This is a genomic window from Aquamicrobium defluvii (genome assembly GCF_004363725.1).
Classification (GTDB): Bacteria; Pseudomonadota; Alphaproteobacteria; order Rhizobiales; family Rhizobiaceae; genus Mesorhizobium; species Mesorhizobium defluvii.
In genome coordinates this window covers 142,945-160,394 of sequence record NZ_SNZF01000005.1, presented here as the reverse complement: position 1 = coordinate 160,394, position 17,450 = coordinate 142,945, and the positions used below count along the sequence as shown (strand labels likewise).

The window sequence follows — 17,450 nt, the reverse complement described above, 5'->3', positions numbered from 1 at the left end:
CTCCTCATCGGCCTGCCTTGTGTTTCGTCGCGCCGGGTATGGCAGCCTCTATCGCCTTTTTCATGACGGTAGGCAGAGCCTCGCCATGCAGTTCGTCAGGCCGCGACCAGAAATGGTCTGCCGGATTGCCGTCGAACCGGGTGCGATAGATGTCCAGTTCCAGCGTGAAATGCGTGAACACATGGGCGATCTGCCCGGCCCGTTCCCATTGCGAAGGGAAGGGGGCGGCGTCGGGCGAGGTCTCGCCGTCCAGCCGTGCGGTCCAGCCGCTGGTCGGCACCTCGGTCATGCCGCCGAGCAGCCCCTTTTCCGGCCGCTTGCGCAACAGCACGGCACCATCGGCGCGGACCGCGACGAACGCTGCGCCACGCCGCAGCGGCTTTTCGGGCTTTGCCAGCTTCACCGGATAGAGTTCGGGATCGCCGGCAGCGAGCGCATCGCAATCCTCGCGCAGCGGGCACAACATGCATTTCGGCCGGCGGGGCGTGCAGATGGTGGCGCCAAGGTCCATCGTCGCCTGCGCGAAATCGCCCGGCCGCGTCGCAGGCACCATCTGCTCCACGAGGGCGCGGATTTGCGTCTTGGCCTGCGGCAGGGGCGTTTCAATGCGAAACAGCCTCGAAATGACACGTTCTACATTGCCATCCATCACGGCGGCGGGCCGGTCGAAGGCGATGGAGGCTATGGCCGCCGCCGTATAGGGGCCGATTCCCGGCAGGGTGCGCAGGCCCTCTTCCGTGTCGGGAAAAACCCCGCCCTGGGCGGCGACCAGATCGGCGCACGCTTTCAGGTTGCGGGCGCGGGAATAGTAGCCGAGCCCGGCCCATGCTTTCATGATGTCGTCATTCGCGGCGGCCGCGAGCGCCGACACCGTAGGCCAGCGCGCGACGAACGCGCTGAAATAGGATCTGACCGCCTCGACCGTGGTCTGTTGCAGCATGATTTCGGAGAGCCACACGCGGTAGGGGTCTGGCCGCTCGCCTCTCGCGAGAGCTGCGGGCGCGGTCCGCCAGGGCAGTTCGCGATGGTGGGCGTCGTACCACTCCAGAAGTCTGGCCGCGATGGCGGGCTTGCGGCTTTTGTCCTGCGGTGCCATTGATCGGAAATACCGGTTTCCGGTGCCTGAGGTTCGATTAAACGTCGCTGGAGTACGCACATGGCAGGGAAACCCTTCACGGGCAATCCCGTTCCGGTCAGCGATCTGGCAACGGGCATCCTCGATCCCGTGCTGCGCAAGCGCGCAGGCATATCCGTCGGGCTCGTCCAGTCGTGGGAGGAGATCGTCGGGGAAAGGCTGGCTTCGAGCTGCCGGCCGGAAAAGATCCAGTGGCCCCGCCGCATGCGCGAGGACGACCCATTCCAGCCGGCCGTGCTGGTCATAGCCTGCGAGGGGCTGGCCGCGCTGCACATCCAGCACCAGAGCGGCGAGGTCATCGGCCGCGTCAACGCCTTTCTCGGCTTCGCCGCAATCGGGCGCATTCGCATCGTGCAGAAGCCGCTGAGCGGTCCGGTCCGGCGCAAGGCGCCGACATTGCGCGCCCTGACGGAGGCTGAGAAGGCAAGGCTGGCACGCACCGTCGACAAGATCGAGGATGAAGGTCTGCGCGCATCGCTGGAGCGGCTGGGCGCCACCGTTCTCGGCCGCAGGAAGCAGGGGTAATGCCGGCCATCGCGCTTTCGTGATCATGCCAACATGGCCAGGCGATTGGATTGTCCGTCTCAATGCCTTAATTGGCCACGACTCTCGCTTTTATAGGCCGTCACGGTACACAATCGGAAAACAAATCAGGTGATTCGCATGAGCTTGTCCCGCAGAACAGTCCTTTCTTCACTGGCCGCGGTTCCCGCCGGACTGCTGCTGTCGGCGTGCAGCGATTCAGGCCAGCAGGGCACGGCCAACGCCTCGTCCGCTTCCGCCTCCACGGCAGCGCCGCCCGCATCGGATACGCTGGACATGGCCGAGGTGCTCAAGGAAGGTGCGCTGCCGGACAAGGTGAAAGGCAGCGCCGATGCGAAGGTCACGGTCGTCGAATATGCCTCGATGACCTGCTCGCACTGCGCTCATTTCGCGGTGAACACCTATCCGGAGGTCGAGAAGAAATACATCGACACCGGCAAGGTGCGCTTCATCCTGCGCGAGTTTCCGTTCGACCCGCGCGCCGAGGCCGGCTTCATGCTGGCGCGCTGCGCCGGCGACAACTATTTCCCGATGATCGATGTGCTGTTCAGGCAGCAGATGAACTGGGCGGCGGCCGAGAACGTCAAGGACGCGATGTTCCAGCTTGCCAAGCTCGCCGGTTTTACACAGGAGAGCTTCAACGCCTGCTTGACTGACCAGAATCTTCTTGACCAAGTGAGAGCGGTCCAGAAGCGCGGCGCGGAGGAATTCAGGATCGACTCCACGCCGACCTTCATCATCAACGGAAAAGTCTACAAGGGGGCTTTGTCGATTGACGAAATCTCGGCGGTCATTGATCCGCTGCTTTGACGTCCCGGCAGCATCGGAGCGGCCCGCCACCGGTGCGCCGCTCTCCCTGATGCATGACTTTTTTCTCCCGGAACGAGGACGCGGATGAAGTTTTCGCGCCTTCGCCTTCTCGGTTTCAAATCCTTTGTCGAACCTGGCGAATTCGTCATCGAACGCGGCCTGACGGGCATTGTCGGGCCAAACGGCTGTGGCAAGTCCAACCTTGTCGAAGCCCTGCGCTGGGTCATGGGCGAAAGCTCCTACAAGAACATGCGCGCGTCCGGCATGGACGACGTGATCTTTTCAGGTTCGGGCTCGCGTCCCGCCCGCAATACGGCCGAAGTCACGCTGTTCCTCGACAACAGCGACCGCACCGCGCCGCCAGCCTTCAACGATACCGACGAATTGCAGGTCTCGCGCCGCATCGAGCGCGAGGCAGGGTCGGTCTACCGCATCAACGGCAAGGAAGCGCGTGCCAAGGACGTGCAGCTTCTGTTCGCCGACCAGTCGACCGGTGCGCGCTCTCCTTCCATGGTGGGGCAAGGGCGCATCGGCGAGTTGATTCAGGCGAAGCCGCAGGCAAGGCGTGCGCTTCTGGAAGAGGCGGCCGGCATTTCCGGCCTGCACAGCCGCCGCCATGAGGCGGAACTGCGTTTGCGGGCGGCCGAGCAGAATCTCGAACGTCTCGACGATGTGGTCGGTGAACTCGAAGGCCAGATCGAAAGTTTGAAGCGGCAGGCGCGGCAGGCTTCCCGCTTCAGGAACCTGTCCTCGGACATCCGGAAGGCCGAGGCGACCTTGCTGCATCTGCGCTGGAGCGCGGCCACGGCACAGGAAAGCGAGGCGCATTCCGCGCTGGCCCAGGCAACGTCTCTGGTCGGCGAACGTGCGGCGGCACAGGTCGAGGCTGCGAAAGAACAGGCCATCGGCGCGCACAGGCTGCCGCAATTGCGCGAGGCCGAAGCGGCCGCGGCCGCAGCCTTCCAGCGTCTGTCCATCGCCAATGCCCAGCTTGAGGAGGAAGCCAGGCGCATCCTTTCGCGCCAGTCGGAACTCGACAGGCGGCTGGAACAGCTTGACGCCGACATTGCGCGCGAAGAGCGCATGGTACGGGAAAACGCCGACATTCTGGAGCGGCTGGCCGAAGAAGAAGGGGCTCTGAACGAGGAGAATGCGGGCTCGGCCGAGCGGGCGGAGGCCGTCCGCGCAGCCCTTGAGGCTGCCGCCGAAACGCTCGGCAACAGCGAGGATGCGCTGGCGCGGCTGACGGCGGAACGTGCGGAGGCGGCAGCCTCCCGCAATCAGGTGGAGCGCTCCCTGCGCGAAGCCGGTGAGCGCCGCGACCGTTTCGCGCGCCAGCTCGGCGAGATGGACCGCGAACTGTCGGACATCGGGGGCCGGCTCGCCGCTCTCGCGGACCCGGCCGAGAAGCGCGAACTGGTCGAACAGGCGGGTGCGGCCCTGGAAGAGGCGGCAGCCGCTGTCGAGGCTTGCGAGCAGGCCGTGGCGGAAGCCCGCGAGACCGAGAGCGAAGCGCGCGGCCCTGTGCAGGATGCCCGGGCGGAGCTGGCCCGCATCGAGACCGAGGCGCGAACGCTTGCAAAAATGCTGGGCGCTGGCGGCAGCGACCTGTTTCCGGCCGTTTTGGAGCAGATCGGCGTGGAGCGCGGTTTTGAGACCGCGCTCGGTGCGGCTCTTGGCGAAGACCTCGACGTTCCGCTGGATCGCAGTGCGCCTGTGCATTGGGGCGATGTTGCGCCTGCCGATGGCGACCCCGCATTGCCGCAAGGCGTACGAAGCCTTGCTTCGGTGGTGCGTGCGCCGGACCAGCTGTCGCGGCGTCTGGCGCAGATCGGCATCGTCGAAGCGGACGAGGGACCGGCGCTACAGCCTCTGCTCGCACCCGGCCAGCGGCTGGTGACGTGTGAGGGTGCATTGTGGCGGTGGGACGGTTTCACTGCCAGTGCGGACGCGCCGACTGCCGCAGCCCTGCGTCTGGCGCAGAAAAACCGGCTGGCAGAACTGGATGCGGAGGCGGTCGCTGCGACGGTCAGGGTGCGCGCGGCCGAGGAGGCGCTTGCCGCTGCCGAAGCCGCAATCCGCGGCAACATCGATGCCGAGCGCGCTGCACGGCAGGTGTTGCGGGAAACGCAGGCGAAACTCGATCAGGCCCGTACGGCACTGGCACAGGCCGAACGGGCGGCGGGCGAGATTGCAAGCCGCCGCGACGCTCTGGAAGATGCACGCCAGCGGCTGATGGAGGAACTGGAGGAAGCATCCGCCACCCATGCGGAGGCGGAGGAGGCGTTGCGCGACGCGCCCGATCCGGGCGATCTTCAGCTTCGGCTCGAACAGGCTTCCGCCGTCGTCGCGTCCGACCGCGCGGCTCTTGCCGAGGCGCGCGCCGTTCACGACGGACTGAGCCGTGAGGCCGAGGCGCGCGCGCGCCGGATTCTGGCGATCGAAACCGAGCGCCGCAACTGGCTGATGCGCGCCGAGAATGCCGACAGCCATATCCGTGCCCTTCACGAACGCCGCGCCGAGGCGCTTCAGGAGCGTGAGACGCTTGCCGACGCGCCGGATGAGCTCGATATGCGCCGTCGCGCGCTGCTGTCCGAGCTTTCGCGGGCCGAAGCGCAGCGCAAGGAAGCGGCGGACCGGCTTCAGGAAGCCGAAAACCGGCAGGCGGAGCTGGACAGGGCGGCAACCGCCACCATTCAGGGGCTGGCCGAATCCCGTGAGGCGCGGGCGCGTGCCGAGGAGAGGCTGACGGCTGCCAACGAGCGGCGGCAGGAGGTCGAGGCGCGCATTCAGGAGGCGCTCAACACGCCGCCGCATCTGGTGATCCGCCACACTGGCCTGCAACCGGACGATCCGATGCCGGACGCCACCAATGTAGAGCGCACGCTTGAGCGGCTGAAGATCGAGCGCGAACGGCTGGGTGCGGTCAATCTGCGCGCCGAGGAAGAGCAGCGTGAACTGGCCGAGCGGCTGGATACCATCGTTTCCGAACGCGACGACATCATAGAAGCGGTCCGCAAGCTCCGGCAGGCGATCCAGAGCCTGAACCGTGAAGGGCGCGAGCGACTGCTGGCAGCCTTCGAAGTGGTCAATGGCCATTTTCAGCGCCTGTTCTCGCATCTGTTCGGCGGGGGTACGGCTGAATTGCAGCTCATCGAATCGGACGATCCGCTTGAGGCGGGACTTGAAATCCTCGCCCGCCCGCCCGGCAAGAAACCGCAGACCATGACGCTGCTCTCGGGTGGCGAGCAGGCGCTGACGGCCATGTCGCTCATCTTCGCCGTCTTCCTCACCAATCCTGCGCCGATCTGCGTGCTCGACGAGGTGGATGCGCCGCTGGACGACCACAATGTCGAGCGCTTCTGCAACCTGATGGACGAAATGGCGGCTTCAACCGAAACGCGGTTTGTCGTCATCACCCACAATCCCATCACCATGGCGCGCATGGACCGCCTTTTCGGAGTGACCATGGCGGAGCAGGGCGTAAGCCAGCTCGTTTCGGTTGACCTTCAGGAAGCCGAGGCCATGCGCGAAGCGAGCTGATACCGGCAGCCAGAGGAGATGTTCCATCCTGGATCACTTTCTGCGGCTGGTTGTTACAGTTGTTGTCGTCCGATTCCTCCCTTTTTCACCCTATCCCGATGATAGGACATGGTTTTGTCGTGTTAGGGTGGCAAATTGGTAAGCGCGGGATTTTCACAGGGCAACGACTCCGATAACACGGCGTTAGTTATTGTCGGGTGGAAAGTTCGCGTATGGGGGGAACGCGCTGCCGATTCCGGTTGGCGCGATGAGCGGGAAACGATGCTGATTGCCCGGGGGCGGGGCTGATCTTTGCTGCCTTGCCGAGGAGAGTTTCTACAGCATGAAGTTTCGCGATCTGGTGCGTAGAGCGCGCATTCTGCGAGTTGCCGGCACTGCGCTGGATGCTTTCACCGCGTTTGCCGCATTCATCCTTTCCTATGTCACCGCCTATGGCGAGCGCTTCATGTTCGCCGTGCCTGGCCTTGAGGAAAAGGCGCTTGCGTTCGTTGCGATCTTCATCTGCTTCTACTGGCTGTTTTCGGCCAATCGCGCATCGTGGCGGTATTTTTCGATCCCCGACATGGTTACGATCGTCAAGGTCGTCTCGGCATCGGTGATCGCCTACACGATTGCGGCGTTCCTGATGACGCGCGGTTCGAATGTGCCGCGCTCTGTACCCGTTCTGACGCTCATCTATCTGGTGGCCGGTCTTTCCTTCAGCCGCACTGCCTATCGCCTCCTGATGGAGAGGTCGTTTTTCTCCATGGCCTGGACCAGGCCAAGCACGCCGGCGAACGCGATGCGCCACGTGTTGCTTTACGGACTCACGGACAATGCGGAGAGCTTCATACGCGCGAACCGGCGCGGGGCGGCCGGCGAGTTCAATATACTTGGCATACTGGACGATGGGGTTCTCAACCAGGCTCGCATCGTCCAGGGCGTCAAGGTGGTCGGCAGCTTCGAGGATCTCGAATTGCTGGTTGAGCGGTTCAAGGTCAGGGGAACGCCGATCAGCGAACTGATCGACACCGAGGAAGCCCCGAGCAGGCAGCATCTGGCCGAGGTCGTGCAGTTGGCCACCCGGCTGGGGATCAGGGTTTCCCGCATTCCCGATTTCACAGAGACGGCGCAGCTTACGGGGCAGAGTCTGCTTCAGCCGAAGCCGATCGATCTCAGCGACCTGCTGGGGCGGCCGGAGATAGCTGCCGATCTGGCAAGCGTGGCGCGGCTTATCAACGGTCGCGTGGTGCTGGTGACGGGTGCTGGCGGTTCAATAGGTTCCGAGCTTTGCCGGCAGATTGCGGAATATGGACCGGCCCAGCTTGTGCTGGCGGATGCTTCCGAACTCCATCTCTACAAGCTGGATATGGAGTTGCGGGAAAGCTGTCCGCAGATACGGATTGAAGCAAACCTCGTCGATGTCCGGGACAACACGAGGGTGGAGGCCGTCTTCGCGCGGTTCCGGCCGAACCTTGTCTTCCACGCGGCGGCGCTCAAGCATGTTCCGATCGTTGAGGAAAACCCGGTCGAGGGCATCAAGACCAACCTGCTCGGCACCCGCAATGTGGCGGAAGCGGCAGTCAGGTTCGGTGCCTGCAATTTCGTCCTGATCTCCACGGACAAGGCGGTGAAGCCGACCAATGTCATGGGCGCCAGCAAGCGCGCGGCGGAAGCCTATTGCCAGTCGCTGGACATGGCCTCCCAGACAACCCTGTTCACGACGGTCCGTTTCGGCAATGTCCTTGGCTCGAACGGCTCCGTCGTTCCCCGCTTTGAAAAGCAGATCGCGGAGGGTGGTCCGGTGACGGTCACCCATCCAGAAATCACCCGTTTTTTCATGAGCATACCCGAGGCCGTATGTCTGGTTCTCAATGCTGCCGCGGCCTATGCGGGCCGAAAGCGGGGCGATATCGTGGTTCTGGACATGGGCAAGCCCGTGAGGATTGTCGATCTTGCCGAGCGCATGATCCAGCTTGCCGGTCTCAGGCCCTATATCGATATCGACATCGTGTTCACCGGCTTGCGTCCGGGCGAAAAGCTGCATGAAGAACTCTTCGACTCGACAGAAGTTCTGCAACGTGCCCCGGAGATGCCTTACTTTGCAGCCTCTCCGCGCGTGATCGACAAGGAGGTCCTGCACAAGACGATCCTCTTCCTCGAACAGGCGGTGGAGCACGAGGATCGGGAACGCGCTGTCGAGTTGCTGCGGCACATTGTGCCGGAGTTCAGACCCGGTGCTGTTCTGGCAAGGGATGACGACGACTACGATCCGGAGGCGATGGTCATCCGGATCGACAGGAAAGCAAAAAACCGGCCATCTGGTCCGAAGCCGGTGGCCTGAATCGGGCCTCCCCGTTTCTTGACCAGGAAGTAAAAATCTGCTCTCCCTCAATGATCCTCGGAGAAGATCGCTGGGGGAAAGTTCCCAATTCTGTATCGCCCCGATAGTACGGGTCATATATAAATTCAAAAAAAATTTAATGATTTAACACGTTATGCGTGTATTTTAAAAATTTTAAAATATATATTTAGTTTTTTCAAAATTTTCACATAAATATTTTTTAGAATTTAGATTGCAGATTTTAATATTTAGACTTTTATCCTCTGTATATGGCTCGATACCCTCGCTTGGGGATCGTGTCTGCTTGACTAAATCAAAATTAACGGTAAGGGAAAAGGTGGGTTCGCCTTTCGGGCGTGGGTATCCGCCGGTGCTTTTACGGCGGCGGAGGTGTTGGGGAAAATTGCACCGGGGAAATGTCGGATTGGTTCGTTGTTGCGACCAAGCCTCGTAAAGAGGCGCAAGCAGCCTTTAATCTGAGCAACCAGGGATTTTACGTGTTCTTGCCGCAGATGCGCAAGACCATTCGTCACGCGCGTCGGACCTTCGTCGGGGCTGTGCCGCTTTTCCCTGGGTATCTGTTTCTGGAGGCTTCTTCGGCTGGTCGCTGGCGCTCGGTCAACGGCACGATGGGTGTGAAGCACATTCTCACGGGTGGCGAACACCCGCTGGCGGTCGAACCGGGTTTTGTGGAGGCTCTTATCTGCAAGGCTGACAGCAATGGCGTCATCGATCTCGATCCGGGGTTCGGTTCCGGCGATGCGGTCGAGTTGCTGGAAGGGCCGTTCGCCAGACGGATTGGCAGGCTGATCGATCTTGATGCCCGGGGGAGGGCGTCGGTCCTTATGGAGTTCCTGACCGGGAGTGTGCCTGTGCATACCACGGTCGATAATCTGGCGCGACCGTAACGGGGCAGCGCAGGCCGGATATTTGCTGCTGACGCGGGTGATGCCTTGCACCCTGCGTGCGGTAGCATTGGTTGGGGGGGGGCATGGTTTCCGGGTATGGAGTGGCGTTGGTTGCCGATCTCGAGGGTGCTGCACCTGTGCGGATGCCTCATGGTACGCGCCCTGAAAACGGGTTGCGGCCAGACGCTGCAGCGCTTCTGCTGTCTGTTTCATTATGGCTTTGGTCCCGGCTGCCGCTTTTTTACGAACTCTCCGATCTGATCTGAAATTCGGTAAAGATGAACACCGCGCTATCCCAACGGCCGGCCGCTGTTGCCAGCACACGTCATCCGCTGATGCGTCTGCGCTATCAGCTGACGGGTGGTCTGTTGCTGGCAATCGGTATTCCTCTGCTGGCGCGCATGGCGCTGGAGCCGAGGATTGTGTTGTCGATCAATATACAGGTGACGATAACCGCGGCCGCAATAGCCCATGTGATGGGCTATGCGATCTACAGGCGTCTGGATTCTTTCCCCGGAGTCGCGACGTTCAGCACGATACTGCCGGCCTTCACCCTGAGCTACGGGCTGGTTTTCATTATCATTTTCTTTTTCCGTCTCGACTACAGCCGTTTTCAGGCAGCGGGTTCCTTCCTGATCTCCACATTGTGGTATTTCAGCCTGAGTGCCGTTTCCAGCCGGCTGGAACCCGCCCGGCTGGCGATGGTTCCGCTGGGGAGTGTCGAGCGGCTCTCCGCGGTGGAGAGCGTCGTATGGCATCCTCTGCACACGCCGGGCATCGTTCCAGAAAAGGTGCAGGGCATCGTTGCGGATCTGCGGGCGGATCTGCCGGAGTCGTGGCTGCGCTTCATCACCAGTTGCGTTCTGTCGGGGATGCCGGTCTACCATGTGAAGCAGGTGCTGGAATCGCTGACGGGTCGCGTCGAGATCGATCATCTGTCAGAGAACACGCTGGGCTCGCTCAATCCCAATCAGGCCTATATCAAGATCAAGCAGACGATCGACTGGCTCGCGGCTCTGATCGTACTGATCGTCACTTCTCCGCTGCTGCTTGTGCTTGCATTGCTTATCCGTCTGGAAAGCCCCGGACCGGCCCTGTTTCGGCAGGAGCGCGTCGGCTATCGCGGCGCGACATTCACGCTCTATAAATTCAGGACTATGCGCGATGGCGACGATGGGTCACTGGCAGCCAGGGATAAGGCCATTACGCGTGAGGGCGATCCACGAATTACACGCATCGGTCGCCTCCTGAGGCGCAGCCGGCTGGATGAGTTACCGCAACTCATCAACATATTGCGTGGGGAGATGAGCTGGATCGGGCCCCGCCCGGAAGCGGTCGTGCTGTCGCTGTGGTATGACGCCGAGCTCGCATTCTACCCCTATCGACATATCGTTCGGCCGGGTATCACCGGATGGGCGCAGGTGAATCAAGGCCATGTCGCGGATGTCGACGAAGTGCATGAAAAACTGCATTACGATTTCTACTACATCAAGAATTTCTCTCCCTGGCTCGATCTGGTCATCGTCATGAGGACGATCCGCATCATGCTGACAGGGTTCGGAGCGAAGTGAATTGCGTTTCGGACACCCGGAAAAAACGCACTTTGCGGAAAAACACGTGAAGTGACTGTGGTGGTAAAAAATACGTCTGAGAGCGGAACGGCGAAGCTGAATTCGGCGCAAGACGGGCTGGACTTGTCCCTGTTCGCCGCGTTGCGCATACTGTTCAACAGGCTTTCGCCGTCGCGCCGCCGTGCATTCGTTCCCCTCATGGCGCTGATGCTTGTCGGTGCTTTTGCCGAGGTCGTCACGATCGGCGCTGTGGTGCCGCTTCTCGCCCTTATAGCCTCTCCTGCCGATGAGGGTGCAGCGATGTCCCCCATGGTCAGGTATCTCGGCTCCGGGGACCAGACCGCAGCGGTCTATGTCGTGACGGGCCTGTTCGCGCTGGCGGCGCTTATCGCTGCGGTGCTGCGGCTGGCCCTGCTGCGGGCGAGCAACCGGTTCGTCTACGGCGTGTCCTACGATCTGGGCGTACGGCTCTATTCAGATACGCTGCTACAGCCCTACACGTACCACACACGCCACAATTCGAGCGAGATCATCGCCTCGATCAACAATGTCCAGATCGTCACCAACAATGTGCTCATTCCGCTGATGAACGGGTTCATCGCCGTGGTGATCGGCCTGTTCATCGTCGGCGGGCTGGTCGTCATCGATCCGGTGGTCGCGCTTGTCGCCGGCGTAGGATGCGCAGCGATCTATCTCGTCGCCTCGGTCGCTGCCCGCAGGCGCCTGCGCCGCAACAGCGCCATCATCGCGCAGGCGCAAGGAAGACGGGTGCAGGCCATGCAGGAAGGGCTGGGCGGCATACGCGACGTGCTCCTCGACCGTTTGCAGCCTGTTTTCATCGAGACCTACGAGCAGGCGGAGGCGGATTACCGCGACGCGCGAACGCGCAACGCCGTTCTTGCCGGCGCGCCCCGCTTCGTGGTCGAAGCGCTCGGCATGGTGCTGATCGCGCTGGTGGCCGTGGTGATGGTGCAGGGCCCCGGCGGCCTTGCCCAGGCCATTCCCGTGCTGGGCGCACTGGCGCTCGGCGCACAGCGCCTGCTCCCTCTGATCCAGCTGGCCTATAATGGCTGGGCATTGGCAATGGGCAACCGGCAGGTCCTCAACGATGTGGTGCAATTGCTGTCCCGGCCGATGCCGGAAATGCCGGATGCAGATATTCCGCTGTCCTTCGAGCGGACCATCAGTCTCGACAGCGTCGATTACGCCTATCCCGGCGGCAGAGGCGTCACGCTCAACGGGGTGAACCTGGAGATCGCGAAGGGCGCGCGCGTCGGCATAGCGGGCAAGACAGGCAGCGGAAAGTCGACGCTGATGGACCTCGTTCTGAGCCTTCTGGAGCCGACCGCGGGAGAGCTCCGCGTCGACGGTGTGAAACTCACCGCCGCCAATCGCGCCGCCTGGCAGAAGAATATCGCGCATGTGCCGCAAGCCATCTATCTGGCCGATACCACCATCGCCGAAAACATCGCTTTCGGAGTGCGGCCGGCGGAAATAGACCGCGAGAGGGTGCGCCGGGCCGCGGAGCAGGCGGAGCTTGCGGAAGTGATCGCGGCGCTTCCCGACGGCTACGACACGCGCGTGGGCGAGCGCGGCATCCAGCTTTCCGGCGGGCAGCGCCAGCGCATCGGCATCGCCCGCGCGCTCTACAAGCAGGCGCGCGTTCTGGTGTTCGACGAGGCGACCAGCGCGCTCGACACCGAGACCGAAAGCGCGGTGATGGCGGCGATCGAACGGCTCGACCGCAACCTCACCATCCTCATCATCGCCCACCGTCTGAGCACTCTGGAAGCGTGCGATATGGTGGTGCGGCTGGAAAAGGGGAGAGTTCTCGATTGGCGGGAAGCCATGTCGGGCGAAAGAAAGCAATATGTGCCGGACCAATCATGAAGATTGCATTATTCATCCATACCCTATCAGGAGGCGGAGTCGAGCGTTCCACTATCGCCTTGCCAAATGTTTTTCCGCGTTGGGCCACCAAGTTGATATTCTGGCTTTCTCCGGTCGCGGCGACATGCGATCAGAAGCTCATGATATTGCAAGCGTATTCGACTTCGAGGCACCATGGTGGATAAGGAGAATGGGCGCGTATCTTTCCTACATTTGGAAAGAGAACCCGGATCTCGTAATCGCGGCGACGTCCGGGCCGAACATGATCGCTTCCCTTGTAAACGGTCTGCTCTCGCGCAAACGTCCTGTGATCATCTCGCAACGCGGGTGGGATGGTATCGGTTACGAACCTCAGAAGAGACTAAAACCTAGAATTTTGCAGAAGCTGGTGCGCGCATCCTATACAAGAGCAGCCGCACTCGTTGCTATATCTTCCGGGGTGGCGGATCAGTGGACTCATGTGCCGGGTATCAAACGCAACCGCATCAGCGTGATCTACAATCCTGTGTGGAGCCCCGAGATCGAAATTCTTGCCGGCCAGCCGGTTTCGCTTATTTGGCCGGTGCAGAAGGACATGCCCGTTATCATCTCTGCGGGCCGCTTTTCGAGCGAGAAGGATTTTTCCACCCTTATACAGGCCTTCGCAAAGCTGCGAAAAAAGCACCAGGCCAAGCTTATTCTGCTGGGAGAAGGCAGCCTGAGGGCCTCTCTGGAGGACTTGGCAAAGCAACTCGGTGTGATCGACGACCTGACGATGCCCGGCTTTGTGGAGAATCCATTCGCTTATCTCGCGCGCGCCGATGTGTTTGTTCTGCCCTCCCTGCACGAAGGGTTCGGCAATGTCCTTGTTGAAGCCATGGCTTGCGGCACGCCGGTGGTCAGTACGAACTGCCCCTCCGGACCTCGTGAGATTCTTGATGGCGGACGTTATGGCGCGCTGGTGCCTGTGGGTGATGCAGATGCTCTCGCCGCTGCCATCGAACAGCAATTCGATAATCCGACACCTGCTGAATTGCTGAAGACAAGGGCGCGGGAGTTCTCGGTTGAGAAAGCGGCCGGCGCCTATCTGGCACTTGCGGAAGATCTGGCGGTGCAAGGATGACTTTGAGCCCTGCGCCCGACCTCTCCAACATTTCCATCGTCGTGCTGTCGTTCAACAGGGGGAACACACTTGGGCGGAATCTGATCGCACTGGCGCAGATGGTAGAAGAAACGGGTTGCGAACTGATCGTTGTCGACAACGCCTCCACGGACGGCTCACCCGAGATGATCGCTGATATTCTGTCAGGAAAGACCAATACCCATTTTATTCTCAACAATAGCAATCTGGGAGTGGCGGGCGGGCGCAACACGGGCTGGCGCGAGGCGACGCGAGATTTCATCCTTAACATCGATGACGACACGTTCATCACGGCGGAGGCGGTCAGCACAATGCGAGCCAGCATACAACGGTCCGCACGCTTTGGCATCGTCTCACCGCGAATCCTGCACGCTGCCACCGGCAAAGTGCAGCTTTCCTTTGATGATCCAGATTACAGGCTGGCGAACTTTCACGGTGCTTGCCATCTGATCCGACGGGCTGTCCTCGATGTCGTCGGCCTCAACGACGAAAACTGTACTTTCGGAGGAGAGGAACTCGACCTGTCAATCCGCGCGCGCGCGGCGGGATTTGATATCGCCTACGTGGGTGATGCCACCGTCCTGCACGACAATCTGGTAAGCAAGGCAGAGGTCGGGCTGGAAAGACGCAAGCGCTGGGTCTACAATTTCACCCGTGTCTTCTACAAGCACTTCCCCTTGCGTGCTGCGCTGCCCTTCTCGCTGCGCTATCTTCTTAGCCATGTCGTCTCGGGCGTACGCGCCTTCGGCCCCGGCTTCGGCCTGACACTTACCAGGGCGGCGTTGCACGGATGCCGTGACGGACGGCGCCAGCATAAGCCGGTGCCCCCGCATGTCGTGCGGTTCTATCGCAATCCCGATCTACGCCCGGAATTCGGCAATCGCCCGCTCTGGCGCAAGCTTATGAAGAGGCGCGCGCCCCATTGAACCCCGCTCATCCTGCCATCCCCACCCACCCCGCTCCGGTCCAGACCTGCGGTTCGTGCGCGGTCGTGTTATAGACGATCAGCCCTTCGGCTGGCGAGGGGATCGCATCGCGCTGCGCCGTGGTCATGCGTGGCGGGAGGAAGCCTTTCGTCGTGCTTGCCACTTCGAGCTGGGCCGAAGCGGCGGGCATCGACGTGCCGATTCCCGTACGGGCATCTCCCAGCACGACGAATATCGGACTGCCTTCCGCATAGGCATAGATCGCCCGTCGCTCCGCGCTGGCATCGGGCAACCGGATGCGCAGATAATAATTGTTGGTCGGAGTCGTGCCGATGGCGAACAGGCCTGTGGTCGAGAAATGGGCGCTGGTGTTGAGCTGGGACGAATTTGCTCCATTCTGCAAGGTCGCATTGCCGATTCGAAAGCCAGTCGACGCGCGGATAATGCCATCGACATCGAGCGCGGTCGCAGGCGTCACGGCGCCGATGCCTACCCGGCCTGTGGCATGGTCCACGGTCAGCGCCCCGTGCCATGCCAAGCCATCCGGCGAAACCTTGATCGAGAAGTCGTCATCGCCCGTCAACCCCATTTCCGCGCGGCCGGACCAGCCGGTCTGGAACAGCAGCGAGCCGGTGTCGCCTGTGGCGGCCTTGTTGATCTTGAGCTGATGGCCGGCCCCGTCATGGCTCAGCAGCGTGGCGTCGCCGCGCACCGCAAGCCGGTTGGTTTCGTCGGCCTGCGTGTTGACGCCGATGAGGGGAAGGTTCTGCGGGTCGAAAACCGGTTTCCATGCTGCGCCGTCGAACACCAGCAAGGCGCTTTCCGCAGCGTCCCAGATCACCCAGCCCGCACGTGGCGTGTAGAAGGCCCAGGCGCCATCCTGAAATGCCGCGATGTTGCCGGCCTGCCCGGCAAAAGCCTCCGATGGCGCAGCCCCTACCACCAGGCGGTCGCCTTCGGCCGGATCGGCTGGCGGCGTGTCGACCCCGCGCGCGCCAACGCGCAGATGCACGAGCGCATCAAGCATGCGCAGCGATTCGTTGTGGGTAACATGCTTTTGCGCCTGCGACGGCATGATATAGGGAAGATCGAGCAGGGGGGTGGTTTCGGTCATGGGCAGCGGCCTTTGTTCATGATTTGTTCAAGCCATGATAGTTTCACCGCGCAAGGGGTGGATAAATTGGTGAGGATAGGTTGAGTTGAGAGCCGCAATTCCCGGTAGTCCTGCGGTCGCACCGGTCCGGGCATCGGCGATGGGCCTGGGGGCCTATACACCGCTCATCGTCGCGCTTGCGCTGCGACTCGCCTCGGCGCCTACCGCCAGTGTGAGCTATCTGGTGCTCGCGAGCTATGCACTGCTTGGCCCCGCACACGCGATTCGTGCGCTCGCCATGTCATGGCTCTTCACGATGCTCAGTCAGGGGGTAGCGCCGGAAGCTTCAGGCGCGGCAGTCGGCCGCTACGCCGTGCTCTTCGCAGCTGCTTTTTCGGCCCTGATCCATAGCAACCTGCTGTCCCGCCAGCCGCATCTGCTTCCTTTTACGCTGGCTACGGTTCTTCTTGGGGTGTTCCTTATGGGGCATTCCGTCCTGTTCAGTCCGATCGTCGACGTGTCGGTGCTCAAGGCGCTGTCGTGGACGCTGGCGATGGGAACGTTGATTTCCGCTTGGTCTGGACTTTCCGACTGGCAAAAACACGAGCTCTCGCAGCAGATATTCTGGGGACTGGTGATCATACTGGTTCTCAGCCTGCCGCTGGCGCTCACATCGCTGGGTTACCTGCGCAACGACCGGGGTTTTCAGGGCATACTGAACCATCCTCAAGCCTTTGGGCCTACCATGGCGCTGCTCGGCGCATGGACAGCGACGCGCATGTTCGGCGAGCGAAAGCCGGGTTGGTGGCTGGTTGTGTTGACCGGAGCATGCCTCATGCTGGTATTAATGTCGGAGGCACGTACGGCGGGGCTCTCCATGGTTGGGGGCATCGGCCTGTCCATTCTGCTGGCCCCAGGCTTTTCCGGCCTGTCCATCGCGCGAATGGCTCCGGGGCTGGGCAGCGCACGCATCTGGGCGGTGTTGTGCATGGCTCTGGTGGGCGGAATTTTTATGGCGCCGAAAATTGCTGAAACAATTCAATATTATATCACCAAATCTGGCCGTGCGAGCGGCGAAAACCTGTCTGAACTCTATGACAGATCGCGTGGCAGGCTGATGGATGCGATGCTTGACAATATTGCCCGGCAGCCGCTGACGGGTATCGGCTTCGGCATAGCCTCGGAGCCTGCCTTAATGGAAGTGAAGCGAGATCCCGTTCTCGGTCTGCCGACGGGCGCATCGATTGAGAAAGGGGTTGCGCCCCTCATGGTTCTTGAGGAAGTTGGTGTGCTCGGCGCCCTGTTCGTGGCACTTTGGCTCCTGCGGTTGTTGCGCTCTGCTGCGCGCAGCGGGCTTGCGCCTTTCGCGGTTTGCATGACCGTGCTGCTGCTCAATATGGGTGAAGCGACTCTCTTCTCGGCAGGTGGAATGGGCTTGCTGCCAATGATCCTGCTTGGCTGGGCCTATGCCGGTGGCCAGTCGCGAACCCGTATGTGCCGTGCCTGATCCCGTCTGGTTCTGGCAGCGTATTGTCTCGCCACATATGGCGGGGCTGGCTGCGGCTCTTGCCGCCACCGGGCGCGCGGT

The 17,450-nt window shown here is 61.7% G+C and carries 12 protein-coding genes; 10 read left to right on the top strand and 2 right to left on the bottom strand.

What is annotated here, in order from left to right; genetic code table 11:
• Positions 1 to 4 precede the first annotated feature (4 nt).
• Positions 5 to 1,096, bottom strand: coding sequence for an A/G-specific adenine glycosylase (gene mutY, locus DES43_RS05825; RefSeq protein ID WP_035023227.1), 1,092 nt, complete (start codon positions 1,094 to 1,096; stop codon positions 5 to 7).
• 60 nt (positions 1,097 to 1,156) lie between these two features.
• Between mutY and DES43_RS05820 the strand changes: the two genes are divergently transcribed.
• From DES43_RS05820 to DES43_RS05780, 9 genes are all read left to right on the top strand, one after another.
• On the top strand, positions 1,157 to 1,660 hold the full coding sequence (locus tag DES43_RS05820; protein ID WP_035023224.1) for a DUF721 domain-containing protein: 504 nt from the start codon (positions 1,157 to 1,159) through the stop codon (positions 1,658 to 1,660).
• A 129-nt stretch (positions 1,661 to 1,789) separates the two neighbouring features.
• Positions 1,790 to 2,488, top strand: a complete 699-nt coding sequence (locus DES43_RS05815; RefSeq protein ID WP_425352060.1) for a DsbA family protein — start codon at positions 1,790 to 1,792, stop codon at positions 2,486 to 2,488.
• An 84-nt stretch (positions 2,489 to 2,572) separates the two neighbouring features.
• Positions 2,573 to 6,031: a chromosome segregation protein SMC gene (gene smc, locus DES43_RS05810; RefSeq protein WP_035023218.1), complete on the top strand. Its 3,459-nt coding sequence runs from the start codon at positions 2,573 to 2,575 to the stop codon at positions 6,029 to 6,031.
• Between the two features lie 322 nt (positions 6,032 to 6,353).
• Entirely contained in the window at positions 6,354 to 8,354 is a 2,001-nt protein-coding gene (locus tag DES43_RS05805; protein ID WP_063608035.1) for a polysaccharide biosynthesis protein, read from the top strand.
• Between the two features lie 416 nt (positions 8,355 to 8,770).
• Positions 8,771 to 9,262, top strand: coding sequence for a transcription termination/antitermination NusG family protein (locus tag DES43_RS05800; protein ID WP_051520366.1), 492 nt, complete (start codon positions 8,771 to 8,773; stop codon positions 9,260 to 9,262).
• A gap of 278 nt (positions 9,263 to 9,540) precedes the next feature.
• Positions 9,541 to 10,833: a sugar transferase gene (locus DES43_RS05795; RefSeq protein WP_035023215.1), complete on the top strand. Its 1,293-nt coding sequence runs from the start codon at positions 9,541 to 9,543 to the stop codon at positions 10,831 to 10,833.
• Between the two features lie 123 nt (positions 10,834 to 10,956).
• Positions 10,957 to 12,723, top strand: a complete 1,767-nt coding sequence (locus DES43_RS05790) for an ABC transporter ATP-binding protein (RefSeq protein ID WP_245264632.1) — start codon at positions 10,957 to 10,959, stop codon at positions 12,721 to 12,723.
• Positions 12,704 to 13,825 carry a glycosyltransferase gene (locus tag DES43_RS05785; RefSeq protein WP_084496384.1) on the top strand — a complete coding sequence of 374 codons (1,122 nt, stop codon included), beginning with the start codon at positions 12,704 to 12,706 and terminating at the stop codon, positions 13,823 to 13,825. The genes DES43_RS05790 and DES43_RS05785 overlap by 20 nt, the downstream gene beginning before the upstream one ends.
• A gap of 2 nt (positions 13,826 to 13,827) precedes the next feature.
• Positions 13,828 to 14,769: a glycosyltransferase family 2 protein gene (locus tag DES43_RS05780; protein ID WP_035023212.1), complete on the top strand. Its 942-nt coding sequence runs from the start codon at positions 13,828 to 13,830 to the stop codon at positions 14,767 to 14,769.
• 7 nt (positions 14,770 to 14,776) lie between these two features.
• Here DES43_RS05780 and DES43_RS05775 read toward each other — a convergent pair whose 3' ends face one another.
• Positions 14,777 to 15,883, bottom strand: coding sequence for a DUF2793 domain-containing protein (locus DES43_RS05775; RefSeq protein WP_051520364.1), 1,107 nt, complete (start codon positions 15,881 to 15,883; stop codon positions 14,777 to 14,779).
• Between the two features lie 139 nt (positions 15,884 to 16,022).
• On the opposite strand from DES43_RS05775, the gene DES43_RS05770 reads away from it, so the two are divergent.
• On the top strand, positions 16,023 to 17,369 hold the full coding sequence (locus DES43_RS05770; RefSeq protein WP_051520363.1) for a hypothetical protein: 1,347 nt from the start codon (positions 16,023 to 16,025) through the stop codon (positions 17,367 to 17,369).
• The last annotated feature ends 81 nt before the right edge of the window (positions 17,370 to 17,450 follow it).